The sequence below is a fragment of the Lachnospira intestinalis genome (genome assembly GCF_040095895.1).
In the GTDB taxonomy this organism is placed as follows: domain Bacteria; phylum Bacillota; class Clostridia; order Lachnospirales; family Lachnospiraceae; genus Lachnospira; species Lachnospira intestinalis.
Genome location: NZ_JBBMFS010000005.1, coordinates 133,326 through 153,554, shown reverse-complemented (window position 1 = coordinate 153,554; position 20,229 = coordinate 133,326). Strand labels below are relative to the sequence as shown.

General features: G+C 41.6%; 18 protein-coding genes. All 18 read right to left on the bottom strand.

The window, feature by feature from the left end:
• Positions 1–77: 77 nt before the first annotated feature.
• The 18 genes from argS to WMO37_RS07585 all read right to left on the bottom strand — a co-directional run bounded on the left by argS (position 78) and on the right by WMO37_RS07585 (position 20,226).
• On the bottom strand, positions 78–1,844 hold the full coding sequence (gene argS / locus WMO37_RS07670) for an arginine--tRNA ligase (RefSeq protein ID WP_349154729.1): 1,767 nt from the start codon (positions 1,842–1,844) through the stop codon (positions 78–80).
• A gap of 85 nt (positions 1,845–1,929) precedes the next feature.
• Positions 1,930–2,670 carry a tRNA pseudouridine(38-40) synthase TruA gene (gene truA / locus WMO37_RS07665; protein ID WP_349154728.1) on the bottom strand — a complete coding sequence of 247 codons (741 nt, stop codon included), beginning with the start codon at positions 2,668–2,670 and terminating at the stop codon, positions 1,930–1,932.
• A gap of 31 nt (positions 2,671–2,701) precedes the next feature.
• A complete protein-coding gene (locus WMO37_RS07660; RefSeq protein WP_022431642.1) occupies positions 2,702–3,064 on the bottom strand; it encodes a response regulator in 363 nt (120 codons plus the stop codon).
• Positions 3,065–3,106: 42 nt separating this feature from the next.
• Positions 3,107–3,706 (bottom strand): chemotaxis protein CheX, encoded by a 600-nt coding sequence (locus WMO37_RS07655; protein ID WP_022431641.1) that lies wholly within the window; start codon positions 3,704–3,706, stop codon positions 3,107–3,109.
• Positions 3,707–3,975: 269 nt separating this feature from the next.
• On the bottom strand, positions 3,976–5,436 hold the full coding sequence (gene guaB / locus WMO37_RS07650; RefSeq protein ID WP_022431640.1) for an IMP dehydrogenase: 1,461 nt from the start codon (positions 5,434–5,436) through the stop codon (positions 3,976–3,978).
• Between the two features lie 109 nt (positions 5,437–5,545).
• On the bottom strand, positions 5,546–6,055 hold the full coding sequence (locus tag WMO37_RS07645; protein WP_022431639.1) for a DUF6106 family protein: 510 nt from the start codon (positions 6,053–6,055) through the stop codon (positions 5,546–5,548).
• A gap of 183 nt (positions 6,056–6,238) precedes the next feature.
• Positions 6,239–7,864 carry a chaperonin GroEL gene (groL, locus tag WMO37_RS07640; RefSeq protein WP_022431638.1) on the bottom strand — a complete coding sequence of 542 codons (1,626 nt, stop codon included), beginning with the start codon at positions 7,862–7,864 and terminating at the stop codon, positions 6,239–6,241.
• A gap of 59 nt (positions 7,865–7,923) precedes the next feature.
• Positions 7,924–8,208 carry a co-chaperone GroES gene (gene groES, locus WMO37_RS07635; protein WP_022431637.1) on the bottom strand — a complete coding sequence of 95 codons (285 nt, stop codon included), beginning with the start codon at positions 8,206–8,208 and terminating at the stop codon, positions 7,924–7,926.
• A gap of 188 nt (positions 8,209–8,396) precedes the next feature.
• Complete coding sequence (locus WMO37_RS07630) at positions 8,397–9,299, bottom strand: DNA-3-methyladenine glycosylase family protein (RefSeq protein WP_349154727.1); 903 nt, start codon at positions 9,297–9,299, stop codon at positions 8,397–8,399.
• A 15-nt stretch (positions 9,300–9,314) separates the two neighbouring features.
• Positions 9,315–10,022 (bottom strand): DUF6062 family protein, encoded by a 708-nt coding sequence (locus tag WMO37_RS07625; protein WP_022431635.1) that lies wholly within the window; start codon positions 10,020–10,022, stop codon positions 9,315–9,317.
• Positions 10,023–10,132: 110 nt separating this feature from the next.
• The gene (locus tag WMO37_RS07620) at positions 10,133–10,600 is read right to left on the bottom strand and encodes a manganese catalase family protein (protein WP_349154760.1); all 468 of its coding nucleotides are present in this window, start codon (positions 10,598–10,600) and stop codon (positions 10,133–10,135) included.
• A 41-nt stretch (positions 10,601–10,641) separates the two neighbouring features.
• Positions 10,642–11,577 (bottom strand): N-acetylmuramoyl-L-alanine amidase, encoded by a 936-nt coding sequence (locus WMO37_RS07615; protein ID WP_349154726.1) that lies wholly within the window; start codon positions 11,575–11,577, stop codon positions 10,642–10,644.
• Between the two features lies 1 nt (position 11,578).
• Positions 11,579–12,025, bottom strand: coding sequence for a phage holin family protein (locus tag WMO37_RS07610; protein WP_349154725.1), 447 nt, complete (start codon positions 12,023–12,025; stop codon positions 11,579–11,581).
• A gap of 103 nt (positions 12,026–12,128) precedes the next feature.
• The gene (locus WMO37_RS07605) at positions 12,129–16,037 is read right to left on the bottom strand and encodes a phage tail spike protein (protein ID WP_349154724.1); all 3,909 of its coding nucleotides are present in this window, start codon (positions 16,035–16,037) and stop codon (positions 12,129–12,131) included.
• Between the two features lie 21 nt (positions 16,038–16,058).
• Positions 16,059–16,505: a hypothetical protein gene (locus WMO37_RS07600; protein WP_349154723.1), complete on the bottom strand. Its 447-nt coding sequence runs from the start codon at positions 16,503–16,505 to the stop codon at positions 16,059–16,061.
• Positions 16,506–16,508: 3 nt separating this feature from the next.
• Positions 16,509–16,787: a hypothetical protein gene (locus WMO37_RS07595; protein ID WP_349154722.1), complete on the bottom strand. Its 279-nt coding sequence runs from the start codon at positions 16,785–16,787 to the stop codon at positions 16,509–16,511.
• Positions 16,788–16,804: 17 nt separating this feature from the next.
• A complete protein-coding gene (locus WMO37_RS07590; RefSeq protein ID WP_349154721.1) occupies positions 16,805–17,506 on the bottom strand; it encodes a phage distal tail protein in 702 nt (233 codons plus the stop codon).
• Positions 17,503–20,226: a phage tail tape measure protein gene (locus tag WMO37_RS07585; protein WP_349154720.1), complete on the bottom strand. Its 2,724-nt coding sequence runs from the start codon at positions 20,224–20,226 to the stop codon at positions 17,503–17,505. Before WMO37_RS07585 ends, WMO37_RS07590 begins: the two co-directional genes overlap by 4 nt.
• Between the last annotated feature and the right edge of the window lie 3 nt (positions 20,227–20,229).

Genomic DNA, 20,229 nt, shown 5'->3' with positions numbered 1-20,229 from the left:
CTGTACAGCATATCGTCCTTTTCTTATCTGCGGCCGCACAAAATCTTAGCTTTTTCTTTTGATATTCTTATATATTCCTACATTCTGTCCGGGCATTCAATTGCCAGCAGTTCTATACACTGCTCTAATACGGCTTTTGTCAGACAAATTAACGCAATATAGCCCTTCTGCTTTGCTTCGTCTGTTTCTGCAAGAATCTTGGTATCGTGATAGAATCCGTTAAATGCGTTAGATACTTCATAAATAAACTGGCACAGCTTATGCGGCGCTTTTTCTGTATAGACTGCCGCCATAATTTCCGAAAACTTTGCCAGAGAAAGCATCAATGCCTTTTCCGTTGCGGAGTCCGCCGGATTAATGCTGAGATTTCCCAGTGTCTTTCCGCTATCGGTATATTTGTTTAAAATAGATTTAATTCTTACAATTGTATATAAAATATATGGACCTGTATTTCCTTCAAATGATGCAAAACGTTCAATATCAAATACATAGTCTTTGGATGCCTGATTGGATAAATCCCCGTACTTTAAGGCTGCAAGTCCAACAATCTTTGCCGTTGCTCTTGCTTCTTCTTCATCCATTGTACGGTTTTCCATCATCTTTTTATAGACTGCTTCATTGATATCAGCAATCAGATGTTCCAGACGCATCACGCCGCCTGAACGTGTCTTAAACGGCTTTCCGTCTTTTCCGTTCATTGTTCCGAAACCTAAAAATGTCATTTCTGCCTGCGGATTTACGATGCCTGCTTTCTTTGCCACACGGAATACCTGTGTAAAATGCAGTTCCTGTCTTTTATCAGCCAGATAAATATAAGCATCCGGCTGATACAGCTTTTCTCTTTCCACCAGCGTTGCCAAATCGGAAGTTGCATACAGTGCGGCACCGTCTGATTTTCTGACAATACATGGCGGCAGTTCTTTGGTATCGCCTTCTTCCTGAATATCCACAACCATAGCACCCTGACTTTCGTAAGCCAGTCCCTTGTCAATCATCTCCTGTACCATAGACGGAATATACGGCTGTGCATCGCTTTCCCCTTTCCACAAATCAAAGGACACATTCAGATTATCATAGTTTTTCTTTAAATCCGCTTTGGAAACTGCCATAATATGTTTCCAGATTGCCGTACATGCCTTATCCCCGCTCTGCAGCTTTAAGGTTGCATTATGCGCTCTTTCCATAAATGCTGCATCTTCTTTGGATTTTGCACTGGCTGCCGGATAGATTTCCTCCAGCTCGGAAATGGTAAACGGTGCTTCTGCCGGATATTCACCTGTAAACTGCTCGTCAAAATACGGAAGTTCCGGCTTTCTGTCGCGCAGTTCTTCAATAATTAATCCCATCTGAAGACCCCAGTCGCCAAGATGTACATCACCGATTACTTTATTGCCCGCAAAACGCTGGATTCTCTTTACACTCTCACCGATTACCGCAGAGCGCAGATGTCCTACGTGAAGCGGTTTTGCCGCATTGGCTCCGCCGTAATCCACGATGACCGTCTTTGGCTTTTCAGGATTTTCATAACCAAACTGCTTTGCCTGTGTCATTTCATTGACATAGTCTGCAACTGCCTGTCCGCTTAAAATAATATTGATAAATCCCGGTTTAACGCTTTCGATACGGTCAAACAGCGGATTTTTGTCCAATTTTGCAACAACTTCATCTGCAATCATAAAAGGTGCTTTTTTGTATTCCTTTGCCGCTGCCATCGCACCGTTGCACTGATATTCGCACAAATCCGGGCGGTTTGATAAAGAAACTTTTGCATACTTTCTATCATAACCACATTCGGCAAATGCATTCTGTAACTGTTCCGTAATCTTTTCAACAATTGTATTCATGACTCTCTCCAATTCTTTTTACTATATAAAAGGGCTGCTTCATTAAGAATCTATGTTCATTAACGAAACAGCACCTCATCATACACTAATATCGGACTTCTTCCAAAAACAGTCCATAACTTTCTGCCGGCAGTGACATCTGAACATCTTTTCCATCCAAAATGTCCCGTACATTTTCCGGCTTTTTTAGACCGGTTCCAACATCCAGCAGAATTCCTATCATCAGCCTTGCCATATTATGCAAAAAATCATTTGCCGTAATACGCAGCTGCGCAATACCGCTTTCATCACAGCTGATAGTAATATTCTTAATTTCCCGTTCGGTAGACTTGCTCTTTCTTGCTGTGGTGAAAGTCTTAAAGTCATGCTTTCCAAGAAAATAAGCGGCTGCTTTATTCATTGCTTCATAATCGAGCGGATGAAATGTGTGGTAACTATACTTTCTTTCAAACACACTGGCAATAGACTTCGTATCAATCCGATACAGATACGTTGTTTCCTTTGCAAGCAGCTGACTGTGAAAACGTTCATCAACTGCTTCCACTTTCAACACGGCAATGTCACGCGGCAGATATCTGTTCAGATAATTCCTTAATTCCATGCAGTTCTGTCTGGAATTCAGCTTGAAATTAGCCACCTGTCCATAAGCGTGAACACCCTTTTCTGTTCTGCACCCGCAGAACAGTTCTGCTTCCTCACCTGTCATCTTTTTTAAAATCTCTTTAATTTTAAATTCCACAGTATTTTCCGAAGCATCTTTGCCAAGACGCTGCCATCCGTCAAAACGTCCGCCGTCATACTGTATCAAAATTCTGTAATTATACATACTGCCTCATTCTGCCGCTTATACGGCTTTATTATTCTCCCATAACCTTTTCGAGTACAGATACGATTGCACTGCTCTCAAACGGCTTCTGGATAAAATCAGCCGCACCTCTCTTTAATGCTTCTACAATATTGGTCTTCTGTCCGGCTGCGGTAACCATTACAATCTTAGCTGCCGGATTAATCTTTAAAATCTCACTGACTGCATCAATCCCATCCAGCTTTGGCATGGTAATATCCATTGTAACAATATCCGGTTTAAATTCCTCATATTTTTTCATGCCATCTTCGCCGTCAACTGCTTCTGCTACAACTTCGTATCCCGCCTCTGTAAGCATATTTCTTAAAAAACGTCTTGATGTTCTTGAGTCATCTACTATTAATACTGTAACCATACTATTTCTCCATTCCTCCGCTTTTGCGGTTTTTTCATTTCTTTACAAATAGGTTTCCTGGCTGGCAAGCTCCACATTCTCATTGATTGCCATAATCAAGTCAAATTGACTGCCTTCGTAACCGATGGTTACGACATAAAATCCTTTTTCACTTGTAATATGCACATTATCATAAAATACCGGTGGATATAATACCACATCTATATCATCATCGCAAAGTCTTGTTGCAAATGCACCATTCGTACAATTAATCAGTTCGCAGACTGCATCGTATGCATCCATATCAAATTCCTGAAAATCTTCCATTGCAAAATCCGATGCAACTTTTAACAATACCTCATCGCTTCCGATAATTCCAAAGAAAATATCCATATCGCCATCCATCATCTGACTGCCGATAAAATCCCCTTCATACTCCTCTTTTATCGTAATCTTTTCCAGTGTCATTTCGTCACCAAGATAATGTTTCAGGCTTTTTAATACACACTTTAACTGTAAAATATACTCCTCCTGACGCATCTTTACAAATGTAGACACCATTGCATCAATATCCCCATCTTTTAATACCCGCAGTTCCCTGTCTGTCAGATTGTTGCCAACGTGGTTGCGGGCGATATACCCGCCAAACATCATATCCTTCATTGCTATACCTCTCTTAACCCATCCATCATTATACTGCTCGTACAATCCCCTATGAATATCAGCACAATTATTTATTACATTATACAACACATAAACTATATTAATCAAGCAGTTTCCCAATAAAATGATATCATACCATATTCGGGCAGCACTGGCATTCTCCGCTCTTTTTCTGTTACTGTGCCTGTAATAATATTTTCCTTGAACATAACAACAGCCGCCCGGTCAACACATTACCGGACGGCTGTCTTGTTATGATTATTTGTTTTTTACTTATCCTCTACACTGTAGTTTGGAGCTTCCTTTGTGATATGAATATCATGTGGATGACTCTCTCTTAATGCTGCAGATGACATCTTGATAAACTGTGCTGTTTCCTGTAATGTCGGAATATCCTGCGCGCCACAGTATCCCATACCGGAACGAAGACCACCCATTAACTGGAAGATGGTATCTTCTACAAGTCCCTTATATGCCACACGTCCTTCAACACCTTCCGGTACCAGCTTCTTAGCGCCGGTCTGGAAGTATCTGTCCTTACTGCCGTTTTCCATGGCAGCGATAGAACCCATGCCTCTGTATACTTTATATTTTCTTCCCTGGAATAATTCAAATGTTCCCGGGCTTTCGTCACAGCCTGCAAGCAGACTTCCGAGCATACATACGTTGCCGCCTGCTGCGATTGCTTTTACGATATCTCCGGAGTACTTGATACCACCATCGGCGATAACCGGAATACCGTACTTCTTCGCTTCTTCGTAAGCACTCATAACTGCTGTTACCTGTGGTACACCGATACCTGCAACAACTCGTGTTGTACAGATAGAACCCGGTCCGATACCAACCTTAACCGCATCTACGCCTGCTTCGCAAAGAGCCTTTGCAGCTGCACCTGTTGCAATGTTTCCGGCAATTACCTGAAGGTCCGGATATGCAGCCTTAATATTTTGTAATGTAGTGATAATGTTCTTTGAATGACCGTGTGCAGAATCGATTACGATACAGTCAACCTTTGCCTTTACAAGGGCTTCCACACGTTCCATAACGTTTGCCGTAATACCGACAGCGGCGCCGCAGAGCAGTCTTCCCTGTGCATCATGGGCAGATAACGGATATTTAATCTGCTTTTCGATATCCTTAATTGTAATCAGACCCTTTAACTTAAATTCGCTGTCTACAATCGGAAGTTTTTCTTTTCTTGCCTTGCCTAAAATCTTCTTTGCTTCGTCTAATGTAATGCCAACCGGTGCTGTAATCAGATTCTCGCTTGTCATACATTCCTTAATCGGTCTTTTATAATCTTCTTCAAACTTCAGATCTCTGTTGGTGATGATACCCACCAGCTTGCCATCATCATCTGTAATCGGCACACCTGAAATTCTGAATTTACCCATCAGATTATTTGCATCTTCGAGTGTATTGTCCGGATGCAGATAAAATGGGTCCGTAATAACGCCATTTTCCGAACGCTTTACCTTATCCACTTCTTCTGCCTGCTGTTCTACAGACATATTCTTATGAATAATACCAATACCGCCCTGTCTTGCCATGGCAATTGCCATTCTGTGCTCTGTAACAGTATCCATTCCCGCGCTCATCAATGGAATGTTTAACTTAATGTTCTTTGTCAACTGTGTTGACAGATTAATCATATTCGGCGTTACTTCTGAATACTGTGGAACTAATAACACGTCATCAAATGTAATGCCTTCGCCAATGATTGTACCCATTTCTACTGTATCCTCTCTTTCTTTCATTTTAATGTGTTTTGTGTATTATTTGACAATATAACAAAATACGCTGATAATGTCAAACACTTTTTTCTGTACATTCACTTTTTTATTCATCCATGCGGTCTGCGGCTTTCGGTACACCCGCCCGAAGTGCCTCAAGCATCTTTTCATCCGGTTCTAAGATGATGCGCACCATTTCATTGCTTGCATCCATTGTATATAAAACAACCGTCTTTTCGGGTGCTGTATTGGAAGTGTATTCTGCGGTCCGCAGTTTTTTGTGTTCCATTCCAAGCGCTGCCTGGCAGGTCGGTTTCGCAAGCATGGATGCTTTTGCAATATTGTATACCCCGCAGCGTTTTCTCATGGACTGTGACATAATTTTATCAATTGTGAGCTCACCGTCCACTAATGAATATTCATACTCTGCATTGTAATATTTAAACAATATTACCGTAAATACCACAAATATCGCTGTGAGCAGAATTCCCAGTGCATAAGTTGACGGAATCGTTGTGACTGCAAGAATACATGCAAGAATCATAACGGTCTTAAATACTGCCGCCTGCTTTGGGGCTTTCGTTTTTAAAATCTGTTCTGTTGTAATATTATACATAAATTCTCCATTCTGCCGGAGTTTAAACCAGCCTGTCTGTTACTATCATAATCCTTTTTGTACTAAAAAGCAATAAAAACCGGCAGATTTGACAAAATCTGTCTCCTCTGCCGGTTTCAATCTACTGCCCGTTTTACCGTCCAGCCAAAAAATATTTATTTTTATGCATTTTAACAGCAGGAATTACATCATTCCCATGCCGCCCGCACCGCCTGCCGGCATTGCCGGAACATCTTCTTTGATTGTTGCAACAACGGATTCTGTTGTAAGCAGTGTAGATGCAACACTTGTAGCATTCTGTAATGCACTTCTTGTAACCTTTGCAGGGTCTAAGATACCGGCATCAATCATGTTGACATATTCGCCGTTTAATGCATCGAAACCTGTTCCTACTTCAGATTCTCTTACCTTATTAATAATAACAGAACCTTCCAGACCTGCATTTGCTGAAATGTGGTATAACGGAGCTTCGAGTGCCTTTAAGATAATCTCTGCGCCTGTCTTTTCATCACCTATCAGTGTTTCTGTCAGTTTCTTCACTTCCTTAGAAGCATGAATATAAGCAGAACCACCGCCAGAAATAACGCCTTCTTCTACGGCTGCTCTTGTTGCATTTAAAGCATCTTCCATACGAAGCTTTGCTTCCTTCATTTCTGTTTCTGTTGCAGCACCGACTCTGATAACAGCTACGCCGCCTGCCAGCTTTGCAAGTCTTTCCTGTAACTTTTCTCTGTCGAAATCAGATGTTGTTTCGTCAATCTGTGCACGGATCTGTGCAACTCTTGCTTCGATTGCAGACTTTTCGCCTTCACCGTCAACAATAACAGTATTTTCCTTCTGAACCTTAACAGACTTTGCACGGCCGAGCATATCCATTGTAGCATCCTTTAATTCAAGTCCTAATTCTTCTGAAATAACCTGACCGCCTGTAAGGATTGCAATATCCTTTAACATTTCTTTTCTTCTGTCGCCGTAGCCCGGAGCCTTGACAGCAACAACATTGAATGTACCTCTTAACTTGTTGACGATTAATGTTGTAAGTGCTTCACCTTCAACATCTTCAGCGATAATTAACAGCTTTGCGCCGCTTTGTACAATCTGTTCTAAGAGCGGAAGGATTTCCTGAATGTTAGAAATCTTCTTGTCTGTGATTAAAATGTATGGATTATCAAGAACTGCTTCCATCTTATCCATATCTGTTGCCATATAAGCTGAAATATATCCTCTGTCAAACTGCATACCTTCTACAAGGTCAAGTTCTGTCTTCATGGTCTTAGATTCTTCGATTGTGATAACACCGTCGTTAGAAACCTTTTCCATTGCATCTGCTACCATCTGTCCGACTTCTGCATCACCTGCTGAAATAGAAGCAACCTTTGCAATCTGATCCTTGCCTGTTACCTTTTCGCTCATCTTTGCAATCGCTTCTACAGCACACTCCGTTGCCTTCTTCATGCCTCGTCTTAACACGATTGGATTAGCGCCTGCTGCAAGATTCTTCATACCTGCATTTACCATTGCCTGTGCAAGAACGGTTGCTGTTGTTGTACCATCACCTGCTACATCATTTGTCTTTGTAGCAACTTCCTTTACAAGCTGTGCGCCCATGTTTTCAAATTTGTCTTCCAGTTCGATGTCCTTTGCAATTGTAACACCGTCGTTTGTGATTAACGGAGCACCGTAAGACTTATCCAGAACAACATTTCTTCCTTTCGGTCCTAATGTTACACGTACTGTATTTGCTAACTTATTTACACCTTCTTCAAGAGCTTTTCTTGCATCAATGCCATATTTAATTTCCTTTGCCATGATATTTGACCTCCGATTTCTATTTTATACTGTATCAAAACTGCTTTTACCAGATTTTTCTATTCCATAATTGCAAGGATATCAGACTGTTTTACGATGATATATTCCTCGCCGTCTAATTCCACTTCTGTTCCTGAATATTTAGAATAAATAACTTTATCGCCTGTCTTAACCTGCATTGTTACTTCCTTGCCGTCTACAACTCCACCAGGACCAACTGCAATAACTTCTGCCTGCTGTGGTTTTTCCTTTGACTGACCCGGTAATACAATGCCTGATTTTGTCGTTTCTTCTGCCTTTAACGCTTTAATTACAACTCTGTCTCCCAATGGTACTAACTTCATATTATCCTCCATTCCGCCGCCGGTAAGGCTGCCTTTGCGCCGCCCCGAACTTGTATACGACAGCTGCTATTATTTTCCTTGTTAGCACTCATTTAATTTGAGTGCTAATTTCAATATCATTAAAATATCACTCTGCCTTTTGTTTGTCAACAGATAATTGGAAATATCTTTTGTTTTTAATAATTAGATTATACTTTTTTAATTTTTTGATTTTGCGCGCCGATACGCACTGTTTTTCCGTAAAAAAACAGATACTGCTGGGCATAGCCGCCGTAGCTTCCGAAACGTGTCTTTGCAAATGCCGCAATTTTTTCTTTGTCCGTTTCCTTTCCCGAAAAATAAAGCTGCTCCATAATCCGCTTAATCCACACATCCACCGGAAATGCATCGCGCTTATCCAGCCCGAACAGCATACAGCAGTTTGCAACCTTACTGCCGACCCCTTTTATCTTTGTCAGCATTTTCTCACATTCTGCGGTATCCGCCGCTTTTAATGCAGCCTCCGATATCTGTCCGTCTGCCGTTTTCTGCACCGCATCTACAATATACGGCGCTCGGAAGCCCGTTTTGCAGTCCCGCAGGTCTTCTTCCGTGACATTGCACATCTGGCTGACCGTTGGGAAGGCAAAGAATCGCATTCCGTTTATTTCACCCAGATCATCCCCGAAACGCTCCGAAAGCGTTTCCACAATCTTCTTAATATGCGGAATCTGCTTATTCTGCGATATAATAAAGGAAATTAAAGTTTCAAAAAATTCCTGCTGTAAAATATGTACGCCCTGCATGGTTTCCACTGCTTCCTTTAACGTATCGTCCGTCTGTAAAAGCGCCGCCTTTATCCTGCCGTAGTCCCTGCCAAAGTCAAAATAATCCCGCCATATCATTTCGTAATCCTGCATCGTCGTATCAAACAAAATTACGCTGTCTTTTTCCTGACGTATACGTAACAGTCTATGAAATGCACAGACTGCATATTCCTGTTCGGCGAGTTTTTTAAAATGAAAACACTGCCCACATTCTAGTGTCTGCGCAAGATCAAAATCCCTCACTTCTGTAAGTACAACATTTCCCTCATCATAAGAAATCTGCATTGCTTGTCCTTTCTGCTATAAAATTGAATTATCCTTTGTCATGGCGCGCGTCAGTGAATCCTTCGCATTTTTCCACGGCTCGTCTGCATATTTATGGTCAAATTTATTGATAAACCATGCCACATCATCACGCACACGCTTCATATTTTCCAGATACAGCCGGTCTGTATCCACACGGAAGTTTTCTGCCGTACTGCCCGAAAACTTCTGTGCACCGCGCTCGATTAACATGCCGTAATGCGCTGTACAAAAACCCTTGCTGTGCAGGTATTTCTCTTTAAATGCTACATCGGACTGATATAAATGCAGCACCGTATCCACATACCGCTCAAATGTATTTTGTATACGGTTACACACAAAGCAGGACTGTTCCAGTTCTTTAATATAATCACATGCTGACGGTGTTTCTGCCTTTTTAAACAGCGTCTTTGCCTTTACCGGCTGTTCATTTCTTTTTTCAATCTCGTTAATCACCTTGTCCATATGTGTCTTCATCACCAGTGCAAATCCCAGACGGTTTTCTACAGCATAAATCTTTTTCAAATGCTTCCGGCAGAATCCCATTTTGTCTGTTTCGGCACGGATATCGTCTTCCATGTAACTTGGTCCCATCGTATATTCTACCGCATTATTTTCCAGTTCCTGATACATTGCGCAGAGTGGACACTCGCAGTCTTTGTCAAATGCATCATTAACGGGAATCGTATATATCTTTTCTTTCATTTTTATACTCCTTTTTATGTATACTGCCTGCATAACAGACAGGGCCGCCGGCACTCTTTGCGGCAGCCCCTTCTAAACTCTTTGATTGTATCATACTGTATGCACAAATGCTATTTACATTTTTTATCAAATTCGGGATTAAAGGCATAGAAATTATTAAAGTCTAAGCGTTGCTGCACTAAAGAAAGTGCCTCACCGAAACGCTGGAAATGCACGATTTCACGCTGACGTAAAAACCGCAGCGGCTCTAATACATCTGCATCGTCCGTAAGCCGGATAAGGTTGTCATAGGTTGAGCGGGCTTTCTGCTCTGCTGCCAGATCTTCAACCAAATCTGTAATCGCATCGCCTTTGGACTGGAACTCGCACGCATTAAACGGAATTCCTCCTGCCGCCTGCGGCCAGATTCCGGTCGTATGGTCTACATAATACGCTTCAAACGGTGTCCCCTTAATCTGGTCAACGCTTAAGTTCCTCGTCAGCTGATGTACCATAACGCTGACCATCTCCAAGTGTGAGAGTTCATATAGACCACCTATATATCGGTTAATATCTTTTACATAATTCCTACCTATTATATAGCACAAATTACGCTTAAATAAAATCCCCTGAATGAGATTTATTCCCCTCTACGTGCTTTCGCTTCATCGGACATGTGAATATCTCTGTAAATGTCCCTGTATCTTCCGTAGCACATGTATGTTTCCATGCCGACTGCATCCGGTTCTCTGCCAAGCTCTGCAAGATAAACTTTACGGATATACTCCTTCTGCTGATACTGGGCATATTCATCTGACTGCTTGATGTTGTCGTCAACATATGCCGTCAGATTGTCATCCCACGCTGCATCGTCCGGAATCTGGTTTCTGTAATTCTCCAGTCCTCCGTCATCTGCCGGTCTTCCCAGCAGTTCAATAAATGTACAGTTAATATACCAGTTCTTTTCTTCGTTTGTCATGTGTTCTCCTTCCTCTGTGTTCTCGGCTTCATCGGTGTCTTCTGTATAGCCCACACCAAAACCTTCACACACGGCGCTTACAATCGTATTTCCAATAGCATCAAAATTTTCTTCATACAGATGCATATCGTCCGCATCATCAATGAAGCACAGCTCCAATAAGGCAGATGATACACCTAAGCTCTTTACCTTGTTAATGGCAAGAAAATTTTCTGACCGGACTCCGCGGTTTCTGAATCCCAAAGCTTCCATATTCCGTAAAATAATCTGCTCCGTATTGGTAGTTTCTTCTCTCGGTGTAACATAAATTTCCGTGCCGCCGATGTCATCATCACCACTCTCATTATTCCTGCCGGAATTAAAATGCACTTCGATTGCATAATTGCACCCGGAAAAATCCGCCTGAAGTCCCAAACCCCTGTTACAATCCTTAAATGCATTACGCTCATAAGGATATGTAACAACTTCAATGCCGCACGCTTCAAATTTCTCCGCAAGCATACGCACGACACGCACGGTTTCATTCGCTTCCTCGTATCCACAGCCAACGGCGCCGGAGTCCCCGGCGCCATGTCCTGAAATAAGTCCCATTCTCATATTATTTGTCCTCGCTTTCTTCTACTAATTCATCATCGTCCGGCAATTCATCTGTGTATCTGCCAAGGAATGTTTTGACCGTTTTCCACAATGCCTTTACCGGCAGTCCACACAACGCCATATTTTTCAAAATGCTTACCGTTTCGTAGGCAATGTATAACAGTCCGAAAAATTCTGTAAGCCCGATACTTTCTCCAAGATAGCCGCGTACCACCTCCGGCAGAAAACCGATCATGTTGAAGCCAACAATCCTGTCCACTAAAATTAATGCCATAATGGACACTACCATGCCAATCTTGCGAATTGCTCCGTTAATTCCGAAGCAACTATTAAATTCCTTATCCTTTACGGCTCTAATACAGCCAAAAAATGTATCTAATACGACTGCAATAATAACAAGCTGTATCACGGGATTATTGCCCGCATTTTTGTAGATTTCAATAATCATCTCAATTCTCCTTTTCCGTTGCACCGGTGCAACTTTAATTTATTTTAGGGTAAAAAAATAAGCGCTTATGCGCCTAACTGCTGTCATAATAATTTTTCATACTTCAACCTCCGTTGATTATCGCCGTAATGTAATCCCTAAGTCTTACCCAGCTGTCGTTATACCAATAGTAAAACTGTTCCCGGACATAGGCATTATTTTTGACAAGAATGTCATTACAGCCAATAGTTGCCCCCACATCAAGATTGCTCGCTGCATAAATACTTCCGCGACTGTGAAAATCATTTGCGTAGGTCGTTGCACATTGAAAGTCTGCACTTCCCTTACTTGTCAAATTCCCGGAACTGTCCACAATAAAATTGTTATTTACGTTTATGCTGCCACCAACAATCATTGCGTTATCACTCCAAAAATTATGACAATAAACATTGCCCTCATGTCCCACACAAAAAACAGTTCTGTCCGTTCCAGCTATAATATTTCCCGCATGAAATGCCCAACCGCTTGTAATATTCATTCCAACCAGTCCATTCGCAGCGTTAATTCCCGTGCTTGTGATTTGAAAGCCTCCAATCGTTCCGCCCGTAAATGCAACCGTTCCATCTAAATTAATCTTCGCATAGGTGCTGTCCAACTGAAATCGGTTGGAACTTAATTTAATTACATCTGCACTTGCATTTATCATGCTTACAATCTGGCTATTATCGTTTTTGCTGACCTTTAACTCCAGACTTGCTGTTGTGGCATAATTATTTAACGTACCATTCACTTCTGTCTTTATGCTGTCCGCGCTCTGTTTTATAGCAGAATTCATCTGTTCCGTCGTGCTGTAGTCTTCCGGAGCCGGGGTCCAGTCGGTGGGTTTATTCCCCTGTTCCAATTTCAGTCCGCAGACCCATATAGTCCCCGCTGCTTTTGGTTCAATTCCAAAGTGCATTGTTCCTGCTTTTGTTATTCTGCATGTTGCGGATACTCTTGTCCATGTATTTACTTCTGTTGGACATACCGTTTCAATTGATTCGGCGGAGCATGAAGCCCCTGACATAAAATAACCAATGCTGAAATTATCCAAATTATCTGTCTTTACATAAGCACTATATGTATACACTTCTCCTTCCTGTACATTTACGCTTTGCCACAAAGCCTGCCATAACTGTCCGCTTCTTTTTTTTACTGTAAATCCTTTATACGTTCCATCTGTTTCCCAATTTATTATATTAGGCCATTCCGTTGTAAAATCCTTTGTCCCGGTATACAGATTCCGTCCTCCAATCTCCAGATTATTAAAATCCGTTTTCGTTGTATAAGTGCTGCTGACCTCACTCTTGAATCCATTTAAATTTGCTTCCAACGACGTCAGATTGTTCTGCAATGTTGTCACCGTGCTTCCGTCCGCCTTCTGGGTAATCGCCGTTGTATTGGCATTAACCGTTGCCGTCAAACCTGAAAGTGTCTGATTTAACGATGTGTATCGATTGCTAAGCGTTGTTGTTGTACCTTCGAGTGCCGATATGGAACTGTCTATATCTTCCGGAGCCGGTGTCCAATCGGTGGGCTTGTTGCCTTTTTCTAATTTCAGTCCGCAGACCCATATATTTTTCGATTTGTCTGACTGTTCAAACCGAAATGCGGCTTCTCCTGATTTGGTAACAACAAATGTATGACTTATTCTCTGCCACTCTGATGATATTTCTATTGATTTATATTTTGTATCAAAACTCGCACCTTCGCTTGTTGCATATATATAACAAACTCCTCCGTTTGCTTTTGCATACCCACTGAATGTATATATTTCTCCTTGTTTTACCTCTACAACTTGATATAAACCGTTCCACCAAGTTGAATTTTTTTTCACTGTAAAACCATTGTATGTTCCATCATTTTTCCAAAGATGTAAGTTTTTCCAACCTGTTCCGTTATAATCCTTTGTGCCTGTATACAGATTCCTCCCACCAATCTCCAGCTCACTAACCGCCGTTGTAATATCCTGCTTCCACACCTTACTGCTTATCTGTCCCTGCACTTCTGTAAGCTGTGTTCCCTGCGTGCTTACTGTTTCTGTTACCGTCTGCACCTGGGCAAGTGCGGAAGCTGCGTTATTGTTTGCGGCCTCTGCAAGAGTGTACACGCCATCTGCTTTTGTAACTGCCGTCTGTACATCGGTTGTCATCTGCTTAAATGCAACATCTAACGTCTGGCTGTCTGCATCCACAAACACCCGCGCGCTGTTAATTGTCTCTTTACTACCGTTAATAACCGTAAAAAGGCTGGTAATATCCAGCTTATTTGCAGAAATGTTGGCATTGTCTGATACCATATCATTTCGGATAATCGGTCTTTTTATGCCGTCTTCCTGTACACCGTACAGCGGGTCAAACATTAAATTTCCATTCTTATCCCAAATGTAAATATTGTAATCACCGGCGGCATCTTTTCCAATCTGCACCCGCGCCGTCTGCGCATCATCGCAAATTTTTATCGTATTATCTGCAATGTCCAGATTCCCGGACTTACTTGCCACTTCTACTAAATTAGTATACAGCCTGCCGCTGGTAATCTTATCCGCAGCGATGTCCTGAATCATTGCCGACTTAATCTGTGCATCACCTATCAAGCCCACAACTGTATTACTGAATTCTGTTGTAAGACTTCCACCGGAAGCTGTTCCAAACATCAGTGTATTAATATTTGCCACGTCCGATGTCAGGCTATGAATCAGCGCACTGCTGGCAGTAAGAGCGTTTGTTTCCAGTATGTCAATGCGGCCGGTTGCCGCACTAAGATTTTGAATCGTGGCATACTTTAAATCCGCGTCCGTTGCCGTCAGTTTAGTTGTTTCCAACGTACCGATTTTCGCATTGGCCGCAGTAAGCGTATCCGATACATTCAAAATCTTCGTATTTACCTCAACAAATTTTGCACTGTTGGCAATGACTTCATCTAAGCGCTGTATCTTTGCGGCATCAATATTGTCGATTGCATCTCCGTCCACCGTTCCGTTATCCGTTGTTATGTTGTCTACCGTATCGCTTGTATCCTCATACTTCTGCGCATACTCCTCAAAACTTAACTTTACATTAGATATTTCACAGGTGTTTTTATCCGGATTATCTGGATATTCAGTCATTTTAACGATTCTTTGCTGTACACGGATTTTAGTATACTTGTCAATAATCAGCACCGTATCACCAAGGGAATACTGTAAAATGCTATATTTCCGGCTTACCTTTGCCAGATCAAGCACATCACAGGTATATGCAACAACCGGATGCGCAAGGTCATACAGCTTCTCTTTTGCATCTTCCATCAGGCTTTCAGGCACCGTGTAGCGCTCATCTTTCCAGTAATACGTCTTGACCTTCGGGCTGTATGTGTGGTCCTCAAGATACTTTATGCCGTTATTAACAGATTCTATGGTAAGTCCGTCTTTTCCAGCCGGAATAATCCGGGTATAAAAATCCGTTGTCTGCGCCTGCTGTCCGACAGATTTTAAATTTAATTGGCTGCTAAAATACACTCCTCTGTCGCTTCCGCGTTTTTCAGTAAATGTCACCACTTTATTTAAGCTGTCAATCATCGGTTCGACACGATACGTCTTTACTGCCTGCTTTAAAATCTCCCATGCGGAAGCATTGGTCTTTTTAATCGTCCGCTTTTTTGTCAGACCGCTCACGCACCGCCAGCCTGTGCCCGCAAATGCAAGGTTCATTGCCTGCACAATCGTCTGTTCCGTGGTTGTAAATGTATCAAAATGTGTGCCTTCCAGCTCCTCCACATTCAACTGCGCCGTAATTTCATAGTTGTTATCTTTCGCATTAATCTGTTTTATAACATATTCGTCGTCTTTAGTCTGGATATAGTTTTCCAGCGTCATTTCTTCTGGCATGGCACATACCGGAACAGAAAAATGGAGCGTGCGGTCATCATAGTCCAGTACACGCTCTATTCTCAAATCATTATAAGTTGTAACCGGCAGCATCATCTTCCGCCGTGCGTTTAACAATCGAAGCATTGCCGCCCTCGCTTTCTTTTTTTATTCAGAAATCATAAACAGCATATCCTGCACGTTGGTTCCGGTTAATCCATCATATGGCTCCTCATCGCAGCGTTCTAATTCTTCAAGCGTAATCTTATTCATTTCCAGTTCTTCCTCAATGCTGTTTAATTCGGCAACTTCCTTTAATGCCTTTTCCCTGTCATCATCACTGCCGTAGGTGTATTCCTGCTGTGTATTCACCACTTCACCGGCGGCATTTTTTGTTACCCGGTCTTTTAATACAGGGTGTCCGTCTGCATCTTTTACGCAATCCTTTTCAAGAATTTCTGTCCGCTGGGCGTTGTATGCCACATATTTCTCTGTCAGTGTCTTAATATTCACTGCAAGCGCATACTGCACCTTAATAGGAAGCTTCTTTGCCTTTACCGCCTGCAAACCCACAATCACGCTCTGTAACTCACCTAATTTTATCTTTGTCTTCATGTCTTATTCCTCCGCTGTTCCGTCAATTATTGAATCCACATAGTCGGCAAATTCCGTGTAATCTGCACGGCACTGTGTCTTATTCTCTTTGTAGAGCTTACTGTTTAATACCGTCTGTGTAATGCTCACGATAGAGCTGTCTGGCAGTTCGCCGTTGACCTTATCAAATCCAGTGCTAAATGTACACACCGTTGCGGTCGTTCCGTCATCCTGTTTAATTGTGCTGCTGCCTCTTACCATAAAGCTCTTTTTTTCTGTTGTTTCGCATGTTTTAGTCAACATTGTCATTTCCTCTCTTTCTATCTGTATCTTGGATAATAGCTTAAATTTGCAGTACATACACTGCTAAGCTTCAATGTCCAGCTTCCCGGTTCTGCCTGCGGGAACTCCCACAGGTCCGTCTTTCCTAAAATATTTTCACCGTTTTCGGTAATCGTGCAATTTTCACCGTCAATGACTATTTTAGAATCTTTCTGTACCTCTGAAATTGTAAATGCCTGCTCTGTCAGTCCTTCAATCGTCAAGCTGTTCAAAGCTATGTTCGATGACACGGTAAGCACCAATGGCGTCTTATCCGTTCCCGGTACCGTAAACGTCTGCTCTGTTCCTGCAAAATCTAAGCTCTGCCGTGTTCCAAGCTTGTTGTATCCGGTTAAGGTAAGCTCGTAATGATATAACCAGCGTTTTACCAGTTCCCTATTTTCAGATTTAAAATCAAAAGTGTATTGAAATTCCATATCATCTAATTTCACAATACCGGAATCAAACTCTGAAAGCATACTACTCATCAACTGTTCACATTCTTCTTTTGAATTGCCTTTGATTAACATATCAATGTATATTTCAAAATCCGTATAACGATTAGGTTTTATCTTAACAGGATCAATGCCTGTATCAAGCCAATCTGTATACGTTATAACATTACGTGGCTGAATCGTCTGACTCAGCCACGTAACATTCTTTTTATATTTTTCATGTAAATCAACACCATTTACTATCATCTGCTCACCGCCAGTCTTAACGCTGCCTGATTCATAAAATAATCAACATCATCACGATTTCTGAAATTGTAATTGCCATTAAAATTAATCTGCGTGTTGTCACCGCCTTTCGGATTATTTCCCGGCAAATCCGCTGAAATGTTCAGACTTTGTGCAAGTCCCATTGCCGCCTGTGCAATCTTGTACTCTTGCTGTTTTATCTGTTCTGCCATTCGTCCTACAAAGTCCGGCATCCATGTTTCATAATCCCTCAATGGGCCTTCATCCGGACGTGAAAAATGCAGAATATTCGTTATTTTATTCGCAATACTCTTTGCTGCATCTCCAACCGAATCAATCATAGATTTTATTCCCTTTGCCAGACCACTAACAAAATCTTTTCCCCACTCAAAACCAAGATTGATTAAATCTTCAAAAGTATTAGTCAAAAATGACACAAGATTTCCTATGATCCCACCAATGGCTTCAACAATTCCCCCAAGCATTTCTTTAATACCAGTCCATACACGTTCCCAGTCACCTGAAATAACTCCTAATACAACATCAATAATACCCTGAATAAAATCCATTGCGCCCGAGACGACTGATTTTATAACACCAAGTACCAGTTCAACTACATTCTGTATTACAATCAGCACAGCTTTAATTGAAGTTACAATATTTAATAAAAACAATTCTATAAAAGCTTTTATCCCTTCAATTGCTAATATTAAAATACCTTTTAAGAATTCAATATGCGGCGATACATACGGTTCAAGCCATTCCCAAAATTCCTGTATAACTGCAATCAATTCAGAGATTATCTGTTGAATAAACGTAAACATCCCTAAAAGCGTGTTATTTACAAAATTTCTGAAATCATCACATTTTGTATACAATCCAACTAATATTGCAATAACTGCCACTATTGCTGCCACAATCATTCCAACAGGTCCCAACATCAATGATATAGACTGCGCTATTCCTTTTGAAGCCGTTATAATTTTCATAAATATTCCCGGAAGCATTGAACATTTATTCATGAAAATCCCTATAAACGGCATTATCTTGGCTGCCACTGCCGATACTGTTGAAATCCCTGCTGATATTTTTCCTATGACAAGCAGCAACGGCCCTATTGCCGCAATTAATAATGCAATATCTACGATTAGTTTCTTTTGATGATCTGACATTCTATTGAGCTTATCAACCACACCCTGCACACTTCCCACAATATTACGTATTTGAGGCATAAGCAGTTCACCAATGCTGATAGCCAGTTCCTGGCATTGGCTTTTCAAAATTGTAAGCTGACCTTTTAAATTGTCATTCATAATATCAGCCATATTTTGTGCCGAATCCTTTGAATTATCAATGGCTGTTGTAAGCTTATCCAAATCGCCTTCCGTTGCATTTACAATTGCCAAAAGCCCCGACATGCCTTCCTTTCCTGCAAGCATCGCCGCAAGCCGGGCTTTTTCCGCTCCTTCTGCACCATATGCCGATTCAATAAGCTTCTTTTGTGCTTCCTCATATTCATCTGCTGTTGTTTCTCCATTTTCATAGGCCGTCTGCAACTGATTCATTGATTCCGTTAATTCTTCAGCAGATATCTCTGATTGTCCAAATCCATCCCGAAGATTTACCATTAAATCCCGCAGACTCAACATTTTTCCTTCTGAATCTGTAAGACTTACTCCCAATTCACTCATTGCTGCTTCAACTGCATCTGTTGGCTTTGCCATATTTGTCAATATTGCTCTCAATGCAGTACCCGCATTTGTAGCCTTAATTCCACAGTTCGCCATTAATCCTAAAGCAATCGAAGTATCTTCAGCAGAGTATCCTAACGCTCCACATACCGGCGCACAATATTTAAAAGATTCTCCCAGCAAAGATACATTGGTGTTGGAATTTGTTGCTGTTGCTGCAAGTGTATCCACAAATTTCTCTGTATCCTGTGCTGTAAGTCCAAACGCTGTCAGTGCATCTGTTACTATATCAGAAGTCGTTGCTAAATCTTCTCCAGAAGCTGCTGCAAGATTCATAATTCCGCTAATACCTGACATCATTTCTTCTGTCTTCCAGCCTGCCATTGCCATATAAGACATTGCCTCGCCCGCTTCTGTTGCAGAGAATTTTGTCTGTGCTCCCATTTCACGTGCTTTTTCTTTCAGGCTGTTCATATCTTCGCCGGTTGCGCCGGAAATGGCCTGTACATTACTCATTGCACTTTCAAAGTCCGCCGTTGTCTTTACTGCCGCTGTTGCAACGCCACCAATACCTGCAGATACAACCGACATGCCTTTTCCGATTTTCGTTGCAGTTTTTCCGATTTTACCTGTCACATCGGAAACTTTCTGTAAAGCCGCATTTGCACTGTTCGCTTCTTTTTGGAGTTTCTTTATTTCCTCTTTTGTCGCTTCAACCTCTCTTTGCAGGGCTCTGTATTGTTCCTGTGTGATTTTTCCATTTTGTCCTACCTCAGAAGCCGCCTGCCTTTGCGCATTTTGAAGCATTTGAAGCTTCTGCTTTGTTTCATCTATTGCTTTATTTAATAAAACCTGCTTCTGCTTTAACAGCTCTGTATTAGTCGGGTCCAGTTTCAGTAATCTTGTTACATCTTTTAATTCGTCCTGCGTTTTCTTAATATTGTCATTTGTACCTTTTAATGCGTTTTGCAGTCCGGTTGTATCCCCACCAATTTCAATAGTGATTCCTGCAATCCTGCTTTTTGCCATTTC